This window comes from Candidatus Methanoliparum sp. LAM-1 (assembly GCF_020885915.1).
Classification (GTDB): Archaea; Halobacteriota; Methanoliparia; order Methanoliparales; family Methanoliparaceae; genus Methanoliparum; species Methanoliparum thermophilum.
In genome coordinates this window covers 594,530-617,816 of the sequence record NZ_AP025251.1, presented here as the reverse complement: position 1 = coordinate 617,816, position 23,287 = coordinate 594,530, and the positions used below count along the sequence as shown (strand labels likewise).

General features: G+C 35.5%; 22 protein-coding genes. 12 read left to right on the top strand and 10 right to left on the bottom strand.

Annotated elements, in window-relative coordinates; all coding sequences use genetic code 11:
* Positions 1-156 precede the first annotated feature (156 nt).
* Positions 157-822, top strand: a complete 666-nt coding sequence (locus LPC15_RS03400) for a nitroreductase (protein ID WP_229235314.1) — start codon at positions 157-159, stop codon at positions 820-822.
* Positions 823-856: 34 nt separating this feature from the next.
* Here the strand turns inward: LPC15_RS03400 and cobA are convergent, their stop codons facing one another.
* The 6 genes from cobA to LPC15_RS03370 form a co-directional block, all read right to left on the bottom strand.
* Positions 857-1,567, bottom strand: a complete 711-nt coding sequence (cobA, locus tag LPC15_RS03395; RefSeq protein WP_229235313.1) for a uroporphyrinogen-III C-methyltransferase — start codon at positions 1,565-1,567, stop codon at positions 857-859.
* Positions 1,564-2,466, bottom strand: coding sequence for a hydroxymethylbilane synthase (gene hemC, locus LPC15_RS03390; RefSeq protein ID WP_229235312.1), 903 nt, complete (start codon positions 2,464-2,466; stop codon positions 1,564-1,566). The genes cobA and hemC overlap by 4 nt, the downstream gene beginning before the upstream one ends.
* Positions 2,457-3,701: a glutamate-1-semialdehyde 2,1-aminomutase gene (gene hemL, locus LPC15_RS03385; RefSeq protein WP_229235311.1), complete on the bottom strand. Its 1,245-nt coding sequence runs from the start codon at positions 3,699-3,701 to the stop codon at positions 2,457-2,459. The genes hemC and hemL overlap by 10 nt, the downstream gene beginning before the upstream one ends.
* A 103-nt stretch (positions 3,702-3,804) precedes the next feature.
* Complete coding sequence (locus LPC15_RS03380; protein WP_229235310.1) at positions 3,805-4,398, bottom strand: UbiX family flavin prenyltransferase; 594 nt, start codon at positions 4,396-4,398, stop codon at positions 3,805-3,807.
* 23 nt (positions 4,399-4,421) lie between these two features.
* Positions 4,422-6,887: a CoB-CoM heterodisulfide reductase HdrA2 gene (hdrA2, locus tag LPC15_RS03375; protein ID WP_229235309.1), complete on the bottom strand. Its 2,466-nt coding sequence runs from the start codon at positions 6,885-6,887 to the stop codon at positions 4,422-4,424.
* A gap of 22 nt (positions 6,888-6,909) precedes the next feature.
* On the bottom strand, positions 6,910-8,352 hold the full coding sequence (locus LPC15_RS03370) for an FAD-dependent oxidoreductase (protein WP_229235308.1): 1,443 nt from the start codon (positions 8,350-8,352) through the stop codon (positions 6,910-6,912).
* Between the two features lie 269 nt (positions 8,353-8,621).
* On the opposite strand from LPC15_RS03370, the gene LPC15_RS03365 reads away from it, so the two are divergent.
* From LPC15_RS03365 to LPC15_RS03345, 5 genes are read left to right on the top strand one after another with little or no spacing between them, the layout of a single operon-like run.
* Entirely contained in the window at positions 8,622-8,954 is a 333-nt protein-coding gene (locus LPC15_RS03365; RefSeq protein WP_229235307.1) for a hypothetical protein, read from the top strand.
* Between the two features lie 48 nt (positions 8,955-9,002).
* The gene (locus tag LPC15_RS03360; protein WP_229235306.1) at positions 9,003-9,734 is read left to right on the top strand and encodes a radical SAM protein; all 732 of its coding nucleotides are present in this window, start codon (positions 9,003-9,005) and stop codon (positions 9,732-9,734) included.
* Entirely contained in the window at positions 9,731-9,928 is a 198-nt protein-coding gene (locus LPC15_RS03355) for a hypothetical protein (protein ID WP_229235305.1), read from the top strand. The genes LPC15_RS03360 and LPC15_RS03355 overlap by 4 nt, the downstream gene beginning before the upstream one ends.
* On the top strand, positions 9,913-10,692 hold the full coding sequence (locus LPC15_RS03350) for a D-alanine--D-alanine ligase family protein (protein ID WP_324255072.1): 780 nt from the start codon (positions 9,913-9,915) through the stop codon (positions 10,690-10,692). The genes LPC15_RS03355 and LPC15_RS03350 overlap by 16 nt, the downstream gene beginning before the upstream one ends.
* Positions 10,686-11,024, top strand: a complete 339-nt coding sequence (locus LPC15_RS03345) for a GNAT family N-acetyltransferase (protein WP_229235303.1) — start codon at positions 10,686-10,688, stop codon at positions 11,022-11,024. The genes LPC15_RS03350 and LPC15_RS03345 overlap by 7 nt, the downstream gene beginning before the upstream one ends.
* A 125-nt stretch (positions 11,025-11,149) precedes the next feature.
* Here the strand turns inward: LPC15_RS03345 and LPC15_RS03340 are convergent, their stop codons facing one another.
* From LPC15_RS03340 to LPC15_RS03325, 4 genes are read right to left on the bottom strand one after another with little or no spacing between them, the layout of a single operon-like run.
* On the bottom strand, positions 11,150-11,956 hold the full coding sequence (locus tag LPC15_RS03340) for a metallophosphoesterase family protein (protein WP_229235302.1): 807 nt from the start codon (positions 11,954-11,956) through the stop codon (positions 11,150-11,152).
* Positions 11,953-12,357: a phosphoribosyl-AMP cyclohydrolase gene (gene hisI / locus LPC15_RS03335; RefSeq protein ID WP_229235301.1), complete on the bottom strand. Its 405-nt coding sequence runs from the start codon at positions 12,355-12,357 to the stop codon at positions 11,953-11,955. The genes LPC15_RS03340 and hisI overlap by 4 nt, the downstream gene beginning before the upstream one ends.
* An 11-nt stretch (positions 12,358-12,368) precedes the next feature.
* Positions 12,369-14,768: a DNA gyrase subunit A gene (gyrA, locus tag LPC15_RS03330; RefSeq protein WP_229235300.1), complete on the bottom strand. Its 2,400-nt coding sequence runs from the start codon at positions 14,766-14,768 to the stop codon at positions 12,369-12,371.
* Between the two features lie 12 nt (positions 14,769-14,780).
* Positions 14,781-16,670, bottom strand: a complete 1,890-nt coding sequence (locus tag LPC15_RS03325) for a DNA gyrase/topoisomerase IV subunit B (RefSeq protein WP_229235299.1) — start codon at positions 16,668-16,670, stop codon at positions 14,781-14,783.
* A 139-nt stretch (positions 16,671-16,809) separates the two neighbouring features.
* Here LPC15_RS03325 and LPC15_RS03320 point away from each other — a divergent pair, with 139 nt between their 5' ends.
* From LPC15_RS03320 to sixA, 6 genes are all read left to right on the top strand, one after another.
* The gene (locus tag LPC15_RS03320; RefSeq protein ID WP_229235298.1) at positions 16,810-17,373 is read left to right on the top strand and encodes an aldolase; all 564 of its coding nucleotides are present in this window, start codon (positions 16,810-16,812) and stop codon (positions 17,371-17,373) included.
* A 106-nt stretch (positions 17,374-17,479) separates the two neighbouring features.
* Positions 17,480-18,289: an RIO1 family regulatory kinase/ATPase gene (locus LPC15_RS03315; protein WP_267496973.1), complete on the top strand. Its 810-nt coding sequence runs from the start codon at positions 17,480-17,482 to the stop codon at positions 18,287-18,289.
* A 43-nt stretch (positions 18,290-18,332) separates the two neighbouring features.
* The gene (locus tag LPC15_RS03310; protein ID WP_229235296.1) at positions 18,333-20,276 is read left to right on the top strand and encodes a DUF460 domain-containing protein; all 1,944 of its coding nucleotides are present in this window, start codon (positions 18,333-18,335) and stop codon (positions 20,274-20,276) included.
* Between the two features lie 62 nt (positions 20,277-20,338).
* Positions 20,339-21,976, top strand: a complete 1,638-nt coding sequence (gene sepS, locus LPC15_RS03305; RefSeq protein WP_229235295.1) for an O-phosphoserine--tRNA ligase — start codon at positions 20,339-20,341, stop codon at positions 21,974-21,976.
* A gap of 15 nt (positions 21,977-21,991) precedes the next feature.
* Positions 21,992-22,681 (top strand): endonuclease V, encoded by a 690-nt coding sequence (locus LPC15_RS03300; RefSeq protein WP_229235294.1) that lies wholly within the window; start codon positions 21,992-21,994, stop codon positions 22,679-22,681.
* 117 nt (positions 22,682-22,798) lie between these two features.
* Positions 22,799-23,275, top strand: coding sequence for a phosphohistidine phosphatase SixA (gene sixA / locus LPC15_RS03295; RefSeq protein WP_229235293.1), 477 nt, complete (start codon positions 22,799-22,801; stop codon positions 23,273-23,275).
* Positions 23,276-23,287 lie beyond the last annotated feature (12 nt).

Genomic DNA, 23,287 nt, shown 5'->3' with positions numbered 1-23,287 from the left:
CTTTTAAATGATAATATAACAAGACTTCTAATATTTAAATTTTGATATTTTCTAAAAATAAAAAAGGTGAGAATACGAACACGATTATAAATCTTTAGAATGTAAGAACAAAAAGTGTAAATATAATAGTAAGATAAGATAAAGGGGTGGAATAAAATGGATGTAATGGATGCAATTAAAAATAGAAAGACAACACGAGCTTTTTTAAATAAGCCTGTATCTAAAAAAGATATAATAGAAGTATTAAATGCTGCCCGATCGGCACCATCTGGATCGAATCTTCAACCATGGGAGTTTTGGGTAGTAACTGGAAAAGAGAAAGATGATATCGTGGAAAAATTGTTAAAAGAGCAAGAAAAAACAGGTATAACTTATTCACCTGGAAAAGGAAGAACTCTCAACGAAAGATATACAGAACGATCAAATAGTTTTGTCATGAAGATTCTGCCTTATATCAAAAAGGCAGGAATAGATGATCCAAACTGGATAATTCATGGGAGTTTATCTTTTTATGGTGCCCCTGTCATAATACTACTCCTTTTTGATGAGGAATCTAACTCTAACGAGATAAATATGGGATTAGCATTGCAAAATATTCTTTTAAGTGCGCATAATAAAGGATTGAGCACCTGCCCGTTAGGATTGCCTTTAATCTTCGAAGATTTGATAAAAAATCATTTAAAGATACCAAAGAGGTTAAGGTTATCCAACATCGTTGCTATAGGATACGCTGATACGGAAAACCCTATTAACAAGTTTAAATCAGAACGTGTTCCTTTGGATGAGATTACAAAATTTATAGGGTTTGTTGAGGATTTTTGATCTGCCCTTTTTTGTTCTTCCTTTAGACCACGCATCATCTTAACAGATTCACTACTCTGCCTACAACTATCACAGCAGGAGCGGTTATATTCTCATCTTTTGCAATCTTGGAGATATTTGCCACATTTCCGAATACAACTCGTTCATCATCGGTTAATCCTTTTTCTATTATAGATACCGGCGTCGTTGGATCTAACCCATGTTCTAAAAGTTTGTTCATATTACGTTCCAGACGCTCTACACCCATCAAGATGACGATAGTACCACCAAGCTCAACTAATGCTTTCCAGTTTATTCTGCTATCTTCTGTCTTTTCGTGTCCTGTTATAATGGTAAAAGTAGAAGTTATCCTTCTATCCGTGATAGGAATACCAACAGATTCAGGAACTGCAATAGCAGATGTTATGCCTGGAATTACTTCGAAATCTATGCCAGATTTTTTTAAATATAATGCCTCTTCGCTACCTCTCCCAAAAATAAAAGGATCCCCTCCTTTAAGTCTTACTACTACTCTTCCATCACGTGCCATCTTCACGATTAACCTGTTTATTTCTTCTTGAGATAAATTACTGCTTTTTTTGCCGACATTTACAAACTTCTCTTTTGGAATGAGCGCTTTGATCTTATCTCCGATCAAATCATCAGCCAATACTACATCCGCACTTTTTATAAGGTTTAATGCACGAATAGTAAGAAAATCTGGATCCCCTGGTCCTGCTCCTACTATATATACTTTTTTATTCATAAAACATTCTTCATCTTTATTCTTTCTTTAAAATCAATGGAAAATTCTTTTATCTTATCAAAAAAATCATTTTTATTGATATTTAAATCGATACTCTGATATAGGGGATTAGAATGATTCTCCGGTATAAAATTTACCTCTATCTTTGCAACATCATCGTTTAAGCAAGATAAAATGCCGATAGGAACAGAACATCCCACACCCAATACCTTCATCACAATTCTCTCTATCTCAGACTCTTTTTCAGTCTTCTCATCGTTTATCAATCTTAGAATTCTTCCCTCAGCAGAATTTTTGCGAGTAATTGCCACGATAGTTCCTTGGTTGGCTGGAGGAAGAAATATATCATCTTTCAATCGTTGATACTTTTTTATAACCTTAAACCTATTCAATCCGGCCTCTGCTATTATTATAGCATCGTATTCTCCCTTATTAAGTTTCTTTAATCGCGTATCGATATTTCCTCTAAGCGGCTTTACGATTAAATCATCCCTTTTTGCAAGGACTTGTGCCCTTCGTCTGATACTAGAAGTTCCAATAACAGAACCTGCCGGTAAATCTTCGAATGATAAATTATCTTTAGAGATTAGAACATCTAAAGGCGAATCTCTCGGCAGAAAAGCAGAGAACGATATGCTATCCGGTAAGTATGTAGGAACATCTTTAAGGCTATGGACTGCTATATCTATCTCACCATTTATCAACTCTTTATTGATCTCATTCACGAATGTACCTACCTGTCCTTGGAATATCAAAGAATGGATATCTTTGTTGACATCACCTTCTGTTACTATCTTTTTTATGGTTGTCTCGTATCCTTTTCGTGCTAATAGCGTCTTAACCATTTCTGCTTGGATCATTGCTAACTTGCTTCTTCTTGATCCGATAACTAAAGACACTTTTTATAAGCCTCCAACGTTTTTTCTAAATCATCTTTTGAATGAGCAGCAGAGATAAAATTAGTTTCGAACTGGGAAGGAGAAAGATAAATACCTTCATCCAACATTCGTCTAAAAAATTTCATATATTTGTTTTTATCACATTGCATCGCATCGGTGTAATTTTTTATCCTTTTTTCTATCAAAAAGACCTGGAACATAGAAGCGATTCCTGAAAAAAAATAATTTTTATCCTCTACTATCTCACACAACGCTCTCCTCATAAAATCGCCTTTTTTATTTATTTCATCCAATACATCTTCTAATATTTTTATCGTCTCGATACCTGCCGTAAGCGATATTGGATTTCCACTGAACGTTCCTGCTTGATAAACAGGCCCCAATGGTGATATATTCTCCATAATCTCTCTTCTTCCACCAAAAACACCTATCGGAAAACCACCGCCTACTATTTTACCAAGAGTAGTTAAATCAGGCTTTATGCCAAAATAACCTTGTGCACCACCCAAAGATAATCTGAATCCTGTAATTATCTCATCAAATATTAATAAAACATCGTTTTCTAACGTTAATCTTCTAACCTCTTTCAAATAATCTTTTTCAGGTAATATAACCCCTATATTTCCCAAAACAGGTTCTAAAATGACAGCAGCAATCTCATCTTTATTTTTATCAAGTAGATAAGATAGGCTATCCAGGTCGTTAAAAGGAACCTGAATCGTATTTTTAACAGAATCTTTGGGAATACCAGAACTGTTAGGAATGCCAAAAGTCGCTCCACCACTACCTGTTTTTACAAGAACTATATCATGTGCTCCATGAAAACTTCCCTCTATCTTTACAATTTTATCTTTTGAAGTAAAACCTCTTGCAACTCTAATAGCAGACATTGTGGCTTCTGTACCTGTATTTACATATCTCAGCATCTCTATACTTTTGATATGCTTAATTATCAATTTTGCAAGGATTATCTCTTCCTCGATTGGAGTTCCATAAAGCCAACCTTGTTTTAGTCTCTCAATGACAGCATTCATTATCTTGGGGTTTTTATGCCCCAAAATTAGGGGACCAAAACCGAGGCAATAATCTATATACTCATTACCCTCTACATCTATCAATTTAGAACCATCTGAATCCTTCATATAGATAGGATAAGGCTCAATTGCCCTTACTGGGCTACTAACTCCTGCAGGCAATAGATCTTTTGCGATTTTATATAATTCTACACTCTTCATCAATTTTGAGAGTTATTGTTACTAGTTTATATAAATTTGCGAATAAACGAGGATAGCAAAAAAGAGGCATGCAAATGTGAAATGCAGAACCAAGGTTCCTGCATCACAAATCTTTGATTTGTGAGTTACGAATCTTCGATTCGTACCATCTCTTAATAAGATCGTTCTCTATTCCTAGTTGATCCAAAATCTTTCCCACGATGAAATTTACGATATCATCGATCGTTTTAGGTTGTCCGTAAAATCCTGGTGATGCAGGTAGGATACAAGCGCCACTCTCTTTCAAGATGACAAGATTTTTTAGATCGATGAGAGAATAAGGCGTCTCTCTTGGAACCAAAATAAGTTTTCGCCCCTCTTTAAGCGATATGTGTGCCACTCTTGTTATCAGATTAGAATAAATCCCGCTTGCTATACTCCCTATAGTCTTCATAGAACAAGGAACGATTACTGCTGAATCAAAGATAACGGATCCGGAAGCAAAAGGGGAAAAAAAATCATCGTTTTCATAATAAAGCGATGCAGTATTCTTCAACTCTTCCACAGAGAATGGTGTCTCTATCTCTATAATGCTCTTTGCATTATTTGACAAAGATAACACAGTCTTGATATTTAAAGATCTCAGGTATTTTAGGAGTTTTATACCATAGATTACCCCACTCGCCCCACAGATCCCTATAAAGATTATTTTTTCCATTTATCTTTTTAGTAGTGCTTTTATCAGGCACTAATCTTCTCTTTTTTCCTCCTTTTCTTCTTCTCTTTAGAGACAAAAAACTCTTTAGCTTTTTCTATCTCCTCTTTGTCTAACTGATCTATAATTTTCTCTTTCACCTCTCTAATCTTCTGTGCGAATATCTCTCCTTCTGAGGCACTAATCCACACCAACTGCAATCTTTTAGCATCAAGTCCTGCTTTTTCCATCCTGTTCCAAAGCCGCTCAATCCTCTTTTTTGTCTGGTAATTGGCATTTATATAATGACAATCACCCAGATGGCAGCCTGCAACGATAACCGCTCCAGCTCCTCTCTTGAATGCATATTCTACAAAATCGGGTCTAACCCTTCCAGAACACATCGTTCTTATTATACGTACATTCGTTGGATACTGTATCCTGCTTACACCGGCATTGTCCGCTCCAGCATAAGAACACCAATTACAACAGAAAGCGATTATCTTTTTATCGGCATTTTCTTCCGTAGCAGCATCTATCTGTGCATATATCTGTTCATCTGTAAAATGCCTCGATATTATTGCATTTTGTGGACATTCTGCACCACATGTACCACAACCTGAACATGCCGCCTCTATAACCTCCGCTTTTTTTGTCTCGGTATTGACATATAATGCATTGTATGGACAGACTTTAACGCATAACCCACAACCGATACACCTATCCTCTATTATTCTAGGAGTAATCGCCTCGACGGTGACTTTTCCTTTCGACATGAGAATCACTGCATGAGACGCAGCAGCTCCTGCTTCCATAACGCTTGTTTTGATATCTTTTGGACCCTCGGCACACCCAGCAAAAAATATACCTCCCGTAGGAGCGTCTACAGGCTTTAATATCGGATTTGACTCCATAAAAAATCCATCTGCGGTTTTAGATAGATTAAACAATCTCTTAACATTATCGCTATCTCTTCTTGGTATTATCCCTACGGATAGTATCACCAATTCTACCTCCATTTGATATGTCTCGTTCAACAAAGTATTCTCTCCGACCAAATACAGATTATTCGTCTTTTCGTCCTCGATGATCTCTGATGGTAACCCTCTTATAAAGCGTACCCCACGTCCTATCACGTTCTTATATAAGTCTTCGTAACCCTTACCGTGTGCCCTTATGTCTATATAAAAGACATTAATCTTCGTATCAGGCCAATGTTCTTTTATAAGAAGCGAATCTTTTAACGTGTTCATACAACAGATATTACTACAGTAGAGATGACCGGTCACTTCGGACCGCGATCCGACACACTGTATAAAAGCCACCGATTTTGGTATCTTTTTATCGCTCGGTCTGAGTAGATGTCCTTTAGATGGACCTCCTGCGTTGATCATCCGCTCAAATTCTAAAGAGGTTATTATATTCTTATAATTAGAGTATCCATACCGTTTAAGGGGTGTCGGATCGTATACGTCCACACCGGTCGCTATAATGATCGTACCAACATCTAGCTCTATCTCTTCTTCCTTTTGAGTAAAGTCTATAGCTCCACGATCACATATATCGATGCATCTGTAGCATTTTATGCAATGATCAATATCAATAGTAGCAAAAGAAGGGACCGCTTGTGGAAAAGGGATGTAAATGGCATGTCTTGGAGCTATATTATCGTCAAACTCGTTTGGGACCTCTACAGGACACACAGTCTGGCATTCTCCACAACCGTTACAGAGATCCGTCAATACATATCTCGGTTTCTTTTTAACCCTTATATGGAAATTCCCTATATATCCTTGAACATCTACTACCTCGCTATACGATAGAATCTCTATATTGGGATGTTTTCCTGCATCGGTCATCTTAGGTCCTAAGATACAGATCGAACAATCTACAGTAGGAAAGTTTTTATCGAGCTGTGCCATCCTTCCGCCTATACTCGGATCTTTTTCGACCAGATAAACTTTAAAACCCGCATCGGCCATATCTTGGGCAGCCTGAATCCCTGCAACCCCTCCTCCTATAACGAGCGCTTTTTGTATTATAGGTACTTCAAGCTCCTTAGCAGGAGAAAGCAACGCTGCTTTAGCAACAGCCATCTTAACAAGGTCTTTTGCTTTCTCTGTTGCCCCCTCTTTATCGTATAGATGCACCCAGCTGCATTGATCCCTTATGTTCGCCATCTCGAAGAGATACTTGTTTAATCCCGCCTCTTCACAAGCGGCTCTGAAAGTAGGCTCGTGCATTCTAGGAGAACAAGATGCTACAACTACCCTATTTAGATTATACTCTTTTATTGCTTTTTTTATCTCGGCTTGTCCAGGATCAGAACAGGTATACCTATTATCTACCGCATAAACTACGTTAGGAAGTGTTGAAGCATAATTGGCAACATCTTTAACGTCTACAGAACCTGCTATATTTAATCCACAATGACATACAAAAACGCCTATTCTTACATCCTCATTAAACGATTTTGAGGTATCTTTTTCATGATTTATAGAACTCTCAGACATATAAAACTCCTATTTATCTTTATTAATCCTCTTCTTTTAAATATTTATCCATCGAAATAGCCGCTCTTTTCCCTGTAAGTATTGCTTCTGTTGCTGTTGCAGGACCAAATATTGCATCTCCTCCAGCAAATATTCCAGGAATTTTAGTCTCTGTGGTAAGCGGGTTAGCGTTCACTATACCCTTCTTGATTATATCTTCTGGCAGAAAAGATACGTCCGGTGTCGATCCAATGGCAACAACTACCGTATCCACATCCATCAAGAATTCTGACCCTTTTATAGGGACAGGTCTTCTTCTTCCGCTCTCGTCTGGTTCTCCTAACTCCATCTTGATGCATTCAATCTGTTTTACGTTGCCTTTCTCGTCACCTATATATCTAACAGGATTGGTAAGAATATGGAACTCTACCCCCTCCTCTTTCGCATGTTCTACCTCCTCTTTTCGGGCAGGCATCTCTTCTTCGGTTCTTCTATAGATTATCATCGATCTCTCAGCACCTGCTCTAAGCGCGCATCTTGATGCATCCATAGCAACGTTTCCTCCTCCTATCACGGCAGTTACTTTACCTACTTTGATAGGAGTATCGTATTCCGGAAACTTGTAAGCCTTCATCAGATTTATTCGAGTTAAAAATTCGTTCGCTGAATAGATACCATTGAGATTTTCTCCCGGTATGTTCATAAACATCGGCGAACCTGCACCAGATCCTACAAATATCGCATCATATTCCTTCTTTAGATCATCTAAATTAGTAACTGGAGATCCTGTCTTTATCACTACACCCAATCTTTTTATGTACTCTATCTCTATATCCACTATATCTTTTGGTAGACGGAAGAAAGGGATACACCATCTCAGCATTCCTCCCGCCTCGTTCATAGCCTCGAAAATCGTTACAGGGTATCCTTTTTTTATCAGGTATTTTGCTGCTGTTAAACCAGCTGGGCCAGATCCCACTATTGCTATCTTCTTATCCTTGATTATAGATTCCTTATTGACGAGGTCTAAACCTTTCTTGTAATCTTTTATGAATTCTTCAAATATCTTTAAAATTTTCGTCCGATCGGTCTTTCCAGATAAAGGATCAAAACATATAAAAAGAGAGACTGCAGGTAAAGGGATATCTCTTTTAATTATATCCAAAGCCTCTACGAATCCATCTGTATATCCCATTTCAAAAGCTAAATCTCTAAGTTTGATCAATATTTCTGGGATCTTTATACCTTGAGGGCACAATCTATAACATTTATAACAACTTGCACATAACCATATATCCTTATCTTTAATTAACTCTTCAAGATCCAATAATATCTTTAAAAGGACGTTTCTTGGCTTATATATCCCATCTGTCATCTCAGTAATCGGACAACCGCTGGTACATATCCCACATCCATAACAATATTTTAATTTATCTGAATTTAACAACTCATCTATAGATCGGTCATATTTATATAATGTTTCCATAATTCGATCACCATAAACACTTTAGGTATGAATAATAAAAACTGTTTAGTAACTATACATAAATCTTACTAAAAAACAAAATCTATTGGTTTTTGTAAAAATAATTATCTAGAATAGTTTTTTACTTTATTTTTAATTTGTTAATAAATAATATTTATAATTACAATTTAAGAATATCGATCTATCCTTTTAAAATTAAGCCCCATTTTCATCTTTTTTTATATATCTTCTAAATATGGTTATTGTAGTAGATACATTATCTATATCTTATGATACATTGCATAAAGATATATGCTAAAGAAAAATTTATAAACAAGAAATATGATACCACCATAGATAAAATGAGCTTTTCTATGCATGATGAAGATGACTTGGACTCGTCTGATGAGCGTCCGCCTCCCAAAAGCGGATTTTTAGATGAGTTTTTAACATCGATGAACGCTGATACAATAGATATTAAAAAAGTTGGAGATGTCTACCCAATACGGACAACAAAACATTTTTTAAGCCTTGTTAAAGAGAAGAACGACCCTATTTGGAAGCAATGTATCCCCTTCATAGAAGAACTTAAAGATGGTAATATCACGGATCCATTGATGTAAGAAAGGGACACAAAGGTTCCATACCTGGTCCATCGTTATCCCGATCGGGTGCTGTTTCTAGTAAGCTCGAAGTGCGGTATGTACTGCAGGTTCTGCACGAGAAAAAGAAAAGTAGGACGGATCGACGAGATACCGATGAAAGATATAATGAGAGCAGTAGATTATATAAAAGAGCACAAAGAGGTCAGGGATGTTCTTATTTCAGGTGGTGATCCTTTTATGCGAAGCAACAGGGATCTGGATGAGATACTTGGAGCTGTAAGGAGCATAGAGCATGTGGAGATAATAAGGATAGGCACAAGGATACCTGTTACCCTGCCATCAAGAATAACACCAAAACTAGTAGATATGCTTAAAAAATACCATCCTCTATACATAAATATACACTTCGAGCATCCAAGAGAGATAGATGAAGAATGCTCCAGAGCTTTGGCTCTATTTGCAGATGCAGGCATACCTCTTGGTAGCCAGAGCGTTCTTTTGAGGGGGTTAAACGATGACCCGGTCATTCTTAAGGAGCTTTTTCAAAAAGATGAAAATCTCGAAAAAAAGATAAAAAAAGATTGCTGTAAAGGCCTCTGCCGTATCGATATAAGGCTTGATGATAACGGATCTCCTAACGTTCTTGATGTAAATCCATTACTCGGGCTGGCTCCAGATCCGAAAGAGAACTCAAGGTTTCCTAGAGCATGTTATGTAGCCGGCATGGAATACAGGGATATCATAGGGCGGATACTCTTCTTAGCAATAGAGAGATACAAGATAAAGGTGAGAGTTTGAAGATCGCGGTTCTATACAATTTGGTGGAGGAAGCTAATCCGTTTGTCAGATGTGAAAATGAAGTGATGGATAGTGTAGTTGCTATAAAAGAATCTCTTGAGCCTGATCATGACGTTTTTCCGATTAAAGCCGGATGGGATATATTCGATATGCTGGAAAAATTTGATGTGGTTTTAACCTGGCTGAAGAGATAGGTAGAGATTCAAAGGCGGAGCCGATTATAGCGGATAAGATAAGGGTTTCATACACTGGGAGCGATTCACAGGTTTTAAGACTATGTAATAAGAAGGATACAGTAAAAAGATTCTTGAAGGATAGAGGCATAAGCGTTCCTGCGTTCAAGGTCTTTACCAAATATAATCATTGTCTGGATATCGAATTTTCAGTTATCGTCAAGCCGGTGAGAGAGCATGGAAGCCTGGGAATATCGGGTGATTCCGTCGTTTTCAATCCCAATGATCTTGCCCGTGAGGTAAAAAAGATACTTAACGATTTTAACGAGCCGGCAATCTGTGAGGAGTATATAAACGAGAGGGAGATAAGCGCCTCTATAATGGGTGATGGAGAAAAAGCGAGAGTTATATCTTTGTCGGAGATATCATTTGACATTTCCGAAAGCTTTCCGAAAATTTTACCTTACGATGCAAAATGGTCCATTGAGAGCGATTATTACGAAAAAACCAAGCCATTGTGTCCTGCAAACATTGAAAAGAAGTTAAAAGAAGATATTGAGATATTAGCTCTTTCTGTATATAGATCAATAGGAATAAGAGACTATGGAAGGATAGATTTCAGGGTAAGAGACAATAAGATATTTGTGATAGATGTCAATCCAAACCCATGCATAAATCCAAAGGATTCTGGTTTCTCAAGAGCTCTTAGAGCTGCAGATATAAGCTTTAAAGAGTTTGTTAAAACACTTCTTGGTTTTGCATTAGAAAGGGCGAGACGATGCTAAGGTTAAGATCGATAGATGAACAGGATATACCTCTCCTTCTAAAATGGTTTAACGATAGAGAAGATACAAAATACATGGAAGACCCCGTGGATGTTTATACTTACGAATATCTGAAAGAGAGGATCAACAAGGATTCTTACGATTTTGTTGCTCTTCTCGATGATAAACCTATTGGATTTTGCTCGATATATAATGCAAAAGATGGTACAGGGGAGATATCTATTTTGATAGGTGATAAGGAGTATAGAGGAAGAGGATATGGCGAAGAGGTGCTTAGAGAGATCTGCAATTATGGTTTCGGATTGTTGCTGTTTAAAGAACTCTTTGCCTAGATTGATGAAAGAAACATAGCATCTTTAAGGGCGTTTCATCATCTAGGCTTCGATGAAGCTGCCAAAGAGCACGGATATATACTTCTAAAAAAGAGATATCTTCCATAGACCACTTTTTATATACGTTATATATAGACGATAGAGATATCATCCGCGTCAGAGATTAGTATCCTTCTTTCAGGAGAGTATGCGTCTGATGTAAAGATAGTGATACATCGATTATTGAACATCCTGGTATCTGCACTCGGTTGATGTGAGCGGATTAGAATATTCATATTTAATGAATGCATTACTCTATTAAAATAGTCCCTACCAAACATTGGTCTTCCGGTTATAGAATCATTACCTAAGAATTCTCCGTCCATTTCGTAAAAATCGCCCCAAGTGATCTGTTTCCACAGCTCATCTCCTCGTTCGATCATGTTTATCTCCTGTAAATTTGAGACATTTGGTAGTGCTCCATGAAGAGCGATGATACCATTATTAGTGGTTAAAACCAAAGGTAGTCTTGCCAAAAGATCGGAATATAAATTATAAAATTTATTGGATAAAGAGTCCCAGAAATCGGCAGGATAAAATCTCAAAATTTTTATTGCCTCATGGTTGCCTTGTAAAAGTATTAGATTTTTGGGATAGAGAATTTTTGCTATCAATAAGTAGTTTATGTTCTCCAAAGAATTTTTGCCTCTATCTACGTAATCTCCCAAGAATACGACTATATTATCCCGATTAAGATATCTTGATAAGACCTTTTGAGTCGCATCGAGATCTCCATGGGTATCTCCAACAAATATTGCTTTTTCTCTATCTATACAAACAAGGTTTTCTTTCTCAAGTATCTTTCCTGCCTCAAAAATTATCTCTTCTATATCTTTATCGGATATAGATTTAAGATCGTCCAGTAATCTTCTCAATCTGTTTTTATCAATCATTTTTGAGATTTCTTATGATAGATAGTATCTGGATCGGAGAGTCGTTCTTCTACAATCTTTCCATTTATATCTCTAAAAAAACAAGATTTATATCCCATATGACATGCACAGCCTTTTTGCTTTACAATCAACAGAATGGTATCTTCATCGCAATCAATCCTTATATCTATAACCGTTTGGAAATTCCCGCTCTCTTCGCCTTTAAGCCATAATTTATTTCTGCTTCTGCTCCAATAATAAGCTTTTTTTGTCGTTATTGTATTTCTAAGTGCTTCTTCATTCATATATGCCATCATCAAGACTTCTTTTGTATCAGCATCCTGAACTATTGCGGGTATAAGACCATCAAGGTGTTTTGAAAAATCTATCAAAAAATTTCCTGCATTATCTAATTTAGTCATGCTATCAAATATTATTTTATAGTATCAATTGACAATTTATCGATACAAACTATAGAGTCATCTTTTAATCTCATAATATTGACTCCTCTTGCTGTTCTTCCTTGTTTTGATATTTTTAAGGCATTTATTCTAAAAATAAATCCGTTTTTGCTACCAGTCAGTAGAGTATATCTATCATTCACTCCTAAAATGTTTTTAACATAATTACCATCCTTTATTTTTATAGCTATTACCCCTTTTGTCCCTTTATGCCTGACAGAGAATTTATTTACAGATACTCGTTTACCGATCCCATCCTCAGTGATGATTAAGACATCTTCAATCTCTGTGTCTATAGTATCTAGATCGACTACTTCGTCATCTTTATCTTTAAACCTCATTCCAATAACACCCATTGTATTTCTACCAGTTTTTCTAACCTCTCTCTCTTTAAATCTGGACAATAGACCTTTTTTTGTGATTAAAAGTATGTCATCATCGTTTTTGCATTTTTTAACGCCAACAATCTTGTCATCATCGTTTAATCTTATAGCTATCTTACCATTTGCCTTTATTTTTTCGAATAGCTTGAGATCAGTCTTTTTAACCAAACCATTCTTTGTAGCAATGATCAATGATCCGTTGCTATCTTGATAATCTATTATAAATACGATCTTTTCATCTTTCTCCAGATCTATAAAATTTTTAATAAACCGTCCTTTAGCCGTCCGCTCGTTTTCAGGTATCGTAGAAACATCTAACGAGTATACTTTTCCTTTATTTGTAAAAAAAAGCAATTTATCTCTATTATTTGCTATACGAATTAGTTTGAGACTTGATATATTGCTATTGTTAATCGATGATATACCTCTGCCACCCCGTTTCTGAGTTTTAAACTTATCGATCGGTATTTTTTTTATGTAATCATCATTATTTAATAGAACCAGATAATCGATATCAGGAAGCAATACCTCCTCTTCTATCTTTTCAAAATCTTTTACAATCCTTGTTCTTCGTTCATCGCCATAATCTTCTTTAACCTTCTGTAATTCATCCTTTATTAGGTTGTATTGTTTCTGTTTATCCAAAATAATGTTGTTTAATTCATCAATCCTTGCAAGAAGAGAAGTATATTCATCTTCTATACTTTTCTTCTCTAACGATACCAATCTCTGCAACTTTGTATCCAATATTGCATTAACCTGCTTTTTTGAAAGTCTATATCTATTAAACAGATTTTCTCTTGCCTCTGTTATATTTTTAGATCCTTTTATTATCTGAATAACAGAATCTATGTCGTTTAAAGCGACTAACAAACCTTCCAATATATGGATACGTTCTTTGGCATTGTTTAACTCATAACTAGCCCTTCTTACCACTATATTCACTCTATGTTTGACGAATTCGGCGATAAACTCTTTTAAATTTAGAAGTCGGGGTCTTCCATCGAGAAGAACCATGTTGTTTATGCCGAACGAGGACTCTAACGGAGTATTTTTATATAACTGGTGTATCACATAATCTTTATCTATGCTATTAGAGACCTCTATAGAGATCCTCATTCCCTTTCTATCGGACTCATCCAATATATTCTTTATACCTTTTATCCTCTCTTTTTTTGCCAAATCCGCTATTTTCTCGACCAGCATCGATTTGTTTACCTGATAAGGTATCTCTTCTATTATAATCGTGTTTTTATCCTCTATCTTTACTTTACCTCTAATCCGGATGGTTCCTTTACCTGATCTATAAGCATTTAAAACCTCTCTTATACTGACAATACCTCCAGTTGGAAAATCTGGTGCTTTAATGATCTCGTTTAACTCTTCGATCGATATATCAGGATTATCTATATATTTAAGAATACCATCAACTATCTCAGATAGATTATGCGGAGGTATGTTCGTTGCCATTCCTACTGCAATACCTGATGCACCGTTTATCAACAAATTTGGTATTTTACTCGGTAAAAACAACGGTTCTCTCAAACTTCCATCAAAATTTGAGACAAAATCCACAGTATCTTTCTCTATATCTTCGAGCATCTCTTCTGCAATCTTGTTCAGACGAACCTCTGTGTATCTCATAGCAGCAGGCGGGTCTCCATCTATCGATCCAAAATTTCCATGCCCCTCAACGAGAGGATACCTCATCGAGAAATCCTGTGCAAGCCTTACGAGAGCATCATAGACCGATAGATCTCCGTGAGGATGATATTTGCCTAAAACATCCCCCACTACTCGAGCTGATTTTTTATAAGGCTTATTATGCGTGATACCTGTTTCGTACATTGCATATAAAATACGACGTTGTACAGGTTTTAATCCATCCTTTATATCAGGTATAGCCCTTGATACTATTACGCTCATCGCGTAATCTAAATAAGACGATTTTACCTCTTCAGTGATATCTTTTTCTAATAATCTTTCCATAAAGAGCCTCCATTAAACATCCAGATTGACTTTATCCGCATTCATCTGAATAAACTCTCTTCTTGGTTCTACTTTCTCGCCCATAAGCATGGTAAATATCTTATCCGCCTCTTCTGCATCATCCATATTTATCTTCATAAGAGTTCTTGATTCAGGGTTAATCGTTGTCTGCCATAATTGTTCAGGGTTCATCTCTCCAAGACCTTTGTACCTCTGTATCTTTAAATCCTTATCTCCTATCTCTTTGACTATCTGTTTAAACGTATCATCTGTATATGCATAATACTCCTTTTTACCATTGGTAATTTTATATAAAGGAGGCATAGCAGAATAAATCCTTCCTTCCTTGATAAGGGGGGTCATATATCTAAAGAAAAATGTTAAAAGTAAGGTTCTGATATGAGCGCCATCAACATCCGCATCGGTCGTTATTATGATCTTACCATATCTTAATCTATCCAAATCTAAATCGTTACCAATTCCGCATCCAATTGCTGAGATTAATGCTTGAATCTCATCGTTCTTCAAGATTTTATCTATACGGCTCTTTTCCACGTTGATTATCTTACCTTTCAAAGGGAGTATAGCCTGAAAATTCTTATCTCTGGCCTGTTTTGCGCTTCCTCCTGCAGAATCTCCCTCTACTATAAACAATTCTCTATATTCTCTATCTATCCCTCTACCACTACAATCTGCCAGTTTTCCTGGTAGCACACTTCCAAAAGAGCTCTTTTTTCGTGTAATATCCCTACTTCTCTGAGCAGCCTCTCTTGCCTTTCTAGCATTATCTATCTTTAAGAGTATCTTTTCTGCAACCTTTGGATTTTCCTCTAAAAATTTTTCCAATCCAGAATAAGTTGCAGATTCGATTATACTCTTAATATTAGTATTCATCAACTTGTTTTTTGTCTGTCCTTCAAATACAGGATTTGGTAATTTTATATTTAAGATCGCTGTGATTCCTTCTCTCACATCATCTCCGCTAAAATTATTATCTGCCTGTTTAGTCTTAAAATAATCATTTATTGCCTTTGTCAAGCCGGATCTAAATCCTGTTACGTGAGTACCTCCTTCTGAAGTAAATATATTGTTGGCAAAGGAATATATCGATTCAGAATAAGTATCTGTGTATTGGATAACGATATCTACTCCTACATCTCCATTTTTATTACTTATTAAGATTGGAGGATGGATTGGTGTCTTGTTCTCATTTAAATAATCTATATAATCTTTCAATCCATGCTCATAGTAAAATTCAAATCTTTTATTATTTACTTTATCTATAAACAAAATTTTAACGTTGTTGTTTAAGAATGCAAGCGATCTCAATCTCTTAACGATATAATCCGAGTCAAAAGTAGTATCTTCTAGAATGAGCGGATCAGGTTTGAAACTTATCTCTGTTCCTGTCTCGCCTGTTACGAATTGAGTATCTTGTAAATCGAAGATTTGTAATGGTGTAACAGGGTGACCCGCCTCAAATCTCATCTCATAAATCTTATTATTCTTTTTTACTCTTACAACAAGCCATTCAGAGAGTGCATTGACACAAGATAGACCTACTCCATGAAGCCCGCCCGTAACTTTGTATATATTGCTATTAAACTTTCCTCCCGAATGAAGTTTGGTAAAGACTAATTCTAACGCAGATTTACCGAACTCTTTTTTTATATCAACAGGAATACCTCTGCCGTCATCTTTTACTGTTATCGAGTCATCTTTCAATATAATTTCTATATTCTTACAGTAGCCCTCCATCACTTCGTCTATACTGTTCTCTAACACTTCAAAGAATAGTTGATGTAATCCCTTCGATCCTGTATCCCCAATATACATTCCAGGACGTTTTCTTATAGCTTCTATTCCATCTAAAATTAAAATAGTATCCGAATTATAATCCATATATTCTTACCTATGCCTGTTTATTGGCTTTTTGGAATTATATGATATACGGTACGCTCCTTTATATATATTTGTATTGTATTATTTGTATATTGTATTTTAAAAAAACTATAAATGATAAAAAATTCCAATCTCTGCTATGGATGAACTCATTAAATACGGAAAAAAAATTGTGGCAAACGGCCTCGTTCATTCACATTTCGGTAATGTAAGCAGACGAATTGGAGATTATCTATTGATAAGCAGTACGGGTAGTATGCTGGATGAGTTAGAAGGAAAGATTGTAAAAGTCTCTATATATAAGGAGAGCAGCCTTGACTCGATTGCATCATCTGAATTGCCTGTTCACAGAGAGATCTATAAAAATACTTCTGCTTCTGCAATTTTACATGGACACTCGGTCTTTGCAGTAGTCGAATCTATGCTGAACGACGAATATATCGTATCTGATAGTTGCGAGACTGAATATTTTTTGAGTGAAATACCGATAATTAAAGGTGGAGTAGGATCGAAAGAACTGGCAAAAAATGCAGCAAAATTTTTAAAAGATCATTTAGGAGTGATAATAAAGGGACATGGTACTATAGGTACAGGATCAAATGTTAAGGAGGCGTATTTCGTCTTATCATCTATAGAACATATCTGCAAGATCAAATATTACCTGGACATCGCAAAAAACAGAAAAGATATACCGATTTTGTGATGATCTTAACGACTAGTTATCTTTATATCAACAAATTTTATATCTAAATTAGATATATTTTATATTGAGGTGTTAAAAGGTAAAAAGTCTTAAAGAGGTTGCATATATTCATCAGCAATTAAATGAGGGGGATTTCAAGGTTTTACAGGGGATAGAGTTTGGAAAGACTTTTTTGGAAGATATTGCGGCGTTTTCTCATAGTAGTTTAAAAAAAACGGATTATCATATCAAAAAATTGGCAAAATTTGACTTAATCAGGTCGAACGGAGTAAAATATACGTTGAGCTATTATGGTTTTGATATACTAGCATTAAACGCGATGTATAAGAAAAAGATCATAAGATCGATAGGCGACCAGATAGGATATGGAAAAGAGTCAGATATTTATGAAATACTAGCTTTTAATGATAAAACTTACATATTGAAGATTCATCGCGAAGGATTCTCTTTCAAAAAAGTATTGAATAATCGACCTAATATGTATAAGAGAAACTGGTTTAATATATCTACAAAATCTGCTTTAAGAGAGAAAGAGGCATTAAGCCGATTATATTCTTCCGTATCAGTTCCGAAACCAATTGCAACAAATAGACATTTTATTGTTTTAGAGAAGATAGATGGGACGATGCTCAAATATACCTATTTAGAAGATCCTGAATGGTTTTTTGAGGGTATTATAAATGAGATTAGAAAGAGTTATCATTGTGGTATAGTTCATGGTGATTTGAGCGAGTATAATATACTGATCGATGGGGATAGAGTAGTCCTTATAGACTGGCCTCAGTTTATCTATTCAAAAGAAGATATGGCAGATAAAATACTTACGAGAGATATAAAAAAGATTGTATATTATTTTATACGTAAATATTCTCTTAATAAAGAGATTAATGATGTTTTAAAAAAGATTAAAGATTAGTGTCATAGAGGGTGGTCTAATAAAAAAAGACCTAATATTTGGGGTGGATATCTTAAAAGGATCGCCGAGATCTAAAAAAGAACAAGGAAAGTATTCTTTGGCAATATTAGAACCAGGTAAGAATGTAGAAGAATATGAAGAGATAAGTAGATTTAAACTTTTTCGGCTGATCAAACAAAGACGACCGAGTATCTTGGCAGTAGATAATATATATGAATTAGTGAGAGATAAAAATCATCTTTTAACATTTTTAAAAGAGTTACCTTACGAAACAAAACTTATCCAGGTAACAAACAATCAAAAACTTAGTAAAATAGCGTCAGACTATAATATATCATTCAACAAAAAAAGCCCTTTAGAATCTGCTACAGTATGTGCACTATTGGCATACAGAGGCGTTGGTTATGAGGTCTCTTATATAAGTGATAGAACAAGAATACGTGTAAGCAGATCTAGAAGTCTTGGGAAGGGTGGATGGAGCCAGAATAGGTATAGAAGAAAGGTTCATGGAATGGTAAAATTAAAGGTTAATGAGATTAAAGATTATCTGGATAAGAAGGGGGTTGAATATTCTCTTACTATAAAAGAAGGTTATGGTGGTTATATAAGCGGTCTCTTCTTGGTAGAAGATAATATAACAAACATAGGAATCTCTTCCGAAAGGAGTGCAGATGTTCAGGTAAATCTTTCTCCCATAACCAAAGATTTGCTAGATTTTTCAAAATATTCAAACAGAAAACAGAATCTGATAGTAGGAATAGATCCTGGGACTACAGCAGCAATCGCATTACTCGACTTTGAAGGAAGGGTTGTAAACGTATCTAGCTTCAGAAATGCATCTGTTACAAATATTATAAAATTTATTAGAGAAAGAGGAAGACCAATCGTGATATCTACAGACGTCTATCCGATACCTGATACTGTGGAAAAAATAAAAAGGGCGTTTAACAATATCGTATATTCCACCAAAGATACTACGACCGAAGAGAAGATAAACCTAACAAAAGGATACGATTTTAGTAATGTTCACGAGAGAGACGCACTCTTTGCAGCATTGGATGCATATAGGAAATTTAAAAATAGATTTGAAAAGATAGATAAAGAGATACCTGTATGGGCAGATTCTGACGAGGTTAAAGCTGCCGTTCTGAAAGGAATATCGCTTAAATCTGCAATATCTTCTCCATTTAAAGATGTTAATAAAGAAGACATTGATAACAATACAAAAAATAAAAATAAAGATGTAAAAAAACAAAAAGATGTAAAAAAACAAAATAATGATCAGATTAACCTACAGATCAATAAGATAAAAGAAGATAATGAGTATCTTAAGAGATCGTTAGAAGAGAAAGATATAGAGATTAAAAAATTAGAAAATTATATCCATTTGTTTAAGAAAAAGGAGAGAAGAGAACTAAAAAAGGAAAAAGAGATAAAAATAAGAGATAATGAGATAAAGAGACAAGGAAGGGAGATAATAAGACTTAAAAATAAAATTAAAGAGTATTCTAGACAAATAGACCAATTTAGAAAGATAAAAATTCTTGAATCGTCGGGAGATTTTTATCCAGTAAAGGTAATCGATGTCTTTAAAAAAGAGGCGATCGTAAAATTTAACGCAAAGATCGGTATTAAAAAAGGTGATATAATCTATCTTAAGGATGCAACGGGTGGTGGAGGATCCACAGCAGATTTCTTGATAGATTTCGGTATAAAGGCGGTAATAGTTGGATCTGAAATGTCACATCTGGCAAAAGAGAGATTTTATGAGAGAGATATTCCTCTTTTTAATGATTCAGAGGTTAATATAAAGATAGATCAAGAATTAATGCACGTTCAAGAGTTTGGTATAATCGATAAAAATAAGATGGATTGGTTGATTGATGTATGGATTAAGAGAAACCATGATAGATTGAAGGAGAGAAAGATGGAAGATATCGTAAAGATGATCAAAAAGTATAAGAGAGAAAGAGGAGACATATATTAGATGGAAAACCTTCGATTTGCAACAGCGTAAAGCTGGATTGTGTTTTCAAAGGGATGTATTAGATGAGATTTGATGTTTCAAGATATAATAAAGAGGCAGATAAGGATTTTGAGGCAGCTTGGCTGAAAGGATCTGAGATACTAAGTATAAAGGATATAAACAAAAAATATCCTCGTATGACATATTCTTATGGCAAACCGCATCCTGTTTTTGAGATGATTAACAATTTAAGGTCTGCTTATTTAAGAATGGGATTTGAGGAGACTATAAATCCTATTATAGTCGAAGAGAACGATGTAAAAAAACAATTTGGGCCAGAGTCGCTTGCGGTCTTAGATAGGTGTTTTTACCTTGCAGGATTACCTAGACCGAATATTGGAGTATCTAAGAATCAGATAAAAAGGATAGAATCTATTATTGGAAGAGAATTAAACGATGATGAAAAAATTGCGATAAAAGAGACTCTTCATTTATATAAGAAAGGGAAGATAGATGGAGATGATCTTATTGCAGATATATCTAAAAGGCTCTCTGTGGAGGATATCTATGGGACAAAGATCTTATCTGAAGTCTTTCCTGAATTCAAAGAATTGAATCCTGTAGCCTCAACAAACATGCTTAGGAGCCATATGACGTCAGGCTGGTTTATCACACTTGGTTCTTTATTGAATAAAAAAGATTTGCCAATTAAATTATTCTCTATAGACAGATGTTTTAGAAAAGAACAGAAAGAAGATGCCACACGGCTCCAATCGTATTATTCTGCATCATGTGTAATAATGGATGAAGACGTAACGGTGGATGACGGGATGGCTGTATCAGAGTCGTTGTTACTACAATTTGGGTTTAAAAATTTCAAGTTTAGGTTGGATGATAAAAGGAGCAAATACTACGTACCCGGAACACAGACAGAGGTTTTTGCTTATCATCCAGCTCTAGTAGGTTGTAATACGAAGTATAATGACGGTTGGGTAGAAGTGGCAACTTTTGGCGTTTATTCTCCCACAGCACTCGTGCAATATGATATATCGTATCCTGTGATGAATTTGGGTCTTGGTGTGGAACGGCTTGCTATGATACTGTACTGCCAGGAAGATATGAGAAAGATGGTGTATCCCCAATTTTATCAAGAAGAATTAACCGATTTAGAGATTTCTAAAGGCATATATGTAAAAAAGACGCCTAAAAGTATGAATGGATTGAGATTGGCATTAGCTATAAGGGACGCATGTGAAAAAAATGGAGAAATTGAGAGCCCTTGCCGTTTTTCTGTATGGAGAGGGAAGATTTACGGGAAAGATATAGTTGTTGATATCGTCGAACCGGAAGAAAAGACCAAGCTATGTGGTCCCGCCTATAAAAACAAGATATTCGTTAAAGACGGAAATATCTTTGCTGTTCCAGAAGATGAAAGATTTTATAATATGTTCAAAGGTGCGGTGGATACGAATATATCGTTTATGGATGCTTTTTCTCAATTAGCAGCATCTATAATAGAAGACTTGGTGATCTGTAACGGTATCAAAGATGATGAGATACGGCAGGTCAAGGTAAGAATGGTCAAAACCCCTGGGGAGATCAATATTGCTATAAAAGATCATATCTTGAGATATTTGACAGGCAAAAAAAAGAAGATAGATATAAGAGGCCCCTTCTTTACGACGGTAGAGTTTAAATTGGCAGATTTTAATAAGTCCTAATATCAAAAATAGAGAATGGATCTGGAACGATTATTGGACGAACAACGGCGTTTAAGCAGTAATATAATACTTGAGGATCGGTTTAGCCATATAGATCGTGTTGCAGGGATTGATTCTTCTTATCTCAATAAGGATGATTCTCAAGGTAAGATAATCACTGCTGCAGTCTTGGTCGATTACCTGAGTAGAGATGTCTTGGAAAAGATATATCTTATCGATGATATAGATTTTCCATACATACCTGGATTTCTCTTCTATCGGGAGGGAAAGAATATGTTAAATACGATCCGTAAATTGATGACAAAACCGGATGTCATCTTGATAGATGGCGGAGGGATAAACCATCCGATGGGGATAGGGTTGGCAAGCCATATCGGGGTCATATTAAAAAGACCAACGATAGGCGTGACTAAAAAGATGTTTTATGGATTTTGTACCAAGCCAACGGATGTAGGCGAGAGTAAACCAATTATTTTAAATGATAAAGTGATAGGTTACGCGTATAAACCTAACAAAAGGTCCAATCCCATTTATATAACACCAGGTAACCTAATATCTGTTGATTCTGCTTTTGAAATCACGAAAAACCTTATATCTAAACATAAATTACCGATACCGATCCAAGAAGCGCATAATTTTGCGAAGAGTATAAGATTGTCTATCAAGCAGAACTACGTTCCTGCATCACAAATCAAAGATTTGTGAGTTACGAATCGAAGATTCGTAGCACCTCCTGGTGAATGATAAAGCATAGTCCAGTCTTGTGCTGTACAAGAGTGAAGAACATTTTGTTTTCAAAGAATCAAAGAAGGGATCAATAGAATGATCAAATCAAATAACTTGAAACTTTATTTAGTCAGACATGCAAAAGCAAAAAAGGATTATGAAGACCCAGCTCGACCATTATCGAAAAAAGGAAGAAAAGATGCTGAAAAATTGGCAAAATTTTTGAAAAAACAAGATATAACCCCACATAGGATATTTCATAGCGGGATAATGCGTGCTAAAGAGACTGCAGAGATAATAAACAAGAATTTATCTTCAGAGTTGGTGGAAGATAAAACTCTTGGCCCGTCTTTTGATCCGTTTATATATGTTGATAAGCTAAAACGCGATATAAAAGAAGATACTATGATAATCGGGCATATGCCGCATTTAGCCAATCTTCTCTGTTTAATGCTTACTAAAACACCGAATTCCTTCTTGATAAAGTTTAAAACATGTTCGGTTGTCTGTTTAGAACGAGATGATAAGGATGAGTGGTATCTCGACTGGATGATAACACCTGAATTATTATGATTGTATATCAAT

What these genes read in the sequence shown, in the direction of transcription:
- LPC15_RS03325 (WP_229235299.1), bottom strand. Translation starts at nt 16,670, where the DNA reads ATGGATTATAATTCGGATACTATTTTAATTTTAGATGGAATAGAAGCT.
- LPC15_RS03300 (WP_229235294.1), top strand. Translation starts at nt 21,992, where the DNA reads ATGGATCTGGAACGATTATTGGACGAACAACGGCGTTTAAGCAGTAAT.
- LPC15_RS03370 (WP_229235308.1), bottom strand. Translation starts at nt 8,352, where the DNA reads ATGGAAACATTATATAAATATGACCGATCTATAGATGAGTTGTTAAAT.
- LPC15_RS03365 (WP_229235307.1), top strand. Translation starts at nt 8,622, where the DNA reads ATGATACATTGCATAAAGATATATGCTAAAGAAAAATTTATAAACAAG.
- hisI (WP_229235301.1), bottom strand. Translation starts at nt 12,357, where the DNA reads ATGACTAAATTAGATAATGCAGGAAATTTTTTGATAGATTTTTCAAAA.
- LPC15_RS03345 (WP_229235303.1), top strand. Translation starts at nt 10,686, where the DNA reads ATGCTAAGGTTAAGATCGATAGATGAACAGGATATACCTCTCCTTCTA.
- hdrA2 (WP_229235309.1), bottom strand. Translation starts at nt 6,887, where the DNA reads ATGTCTGAGAGTTCTATAAATCATGAAAAAGATACCTCAAAATCGTTT.
- hemL (WP_229235311.1), bottom strand. Translation starts at nt 3,701, where the DNA reads ATGAAGAGTGTAGAATTATATAAAATCGCAAAAGATCTATTGCCTGCA.
- LPC15_RS03320 (WP_229235298.1), top strand. Translation starts at nt 16,810, where the DNA reads ATGGATGAACTCATTAAATACGGAAAAAAAATTGTGGCAAACGGCCTC.
- LPC15_RS03400 (WP_229235314.1), top strand. Translation starts at nt 157, where the DNA reads ATGGATGTAATGGATGCAATTAAAAATAGAAAGACAACACGAGCTTTT.
- LPC15_RS03340 (WP_229235302.1), bottom strand. Translation starts at nt 11,956, where the DNA reads ATGATTGATAAAAACAGATTGAGAAGATTACTGGACGATCTTAAATCT.
- sepS (WP_229235295.1), top strand. Translation starts at nt 20,339, where the DNA reads ATGAGATTTGATGTTTCAAGATATAATAAAGAGGCAGATAAGGATTTT.
- gyrA (WP_229235300.1), bottom strand. Translation starts at nt 14,768, where the DNA reads ATGGAAAGATTATTAGAAAAAGATATCACTGAAGAGGTAAAATCGTCT.
- cobA (WP_229235313.1), bottom strand. Translation starts at nt 1,567, where the DNA reads ATGAATAAAAAAGTATATATAGTAGGAGCAGGACCAGGGGATCCAGAT.
- sixA (WP_229235293.1), top strand. Translation starts at nt 22,799, where the DNA reads ATGATCAAATCAAATAACTTGAAACTTTATTTAGTCAGACATGCAAAA.
- LPC15_RS03380 (WP_229235310.1), bottom strand. Translation starts at nt 4,398, where the DNA reads ATGGAAAAAATAATCTTTATAGGGATCTGTGGGGCGAGTGGGGTAATC.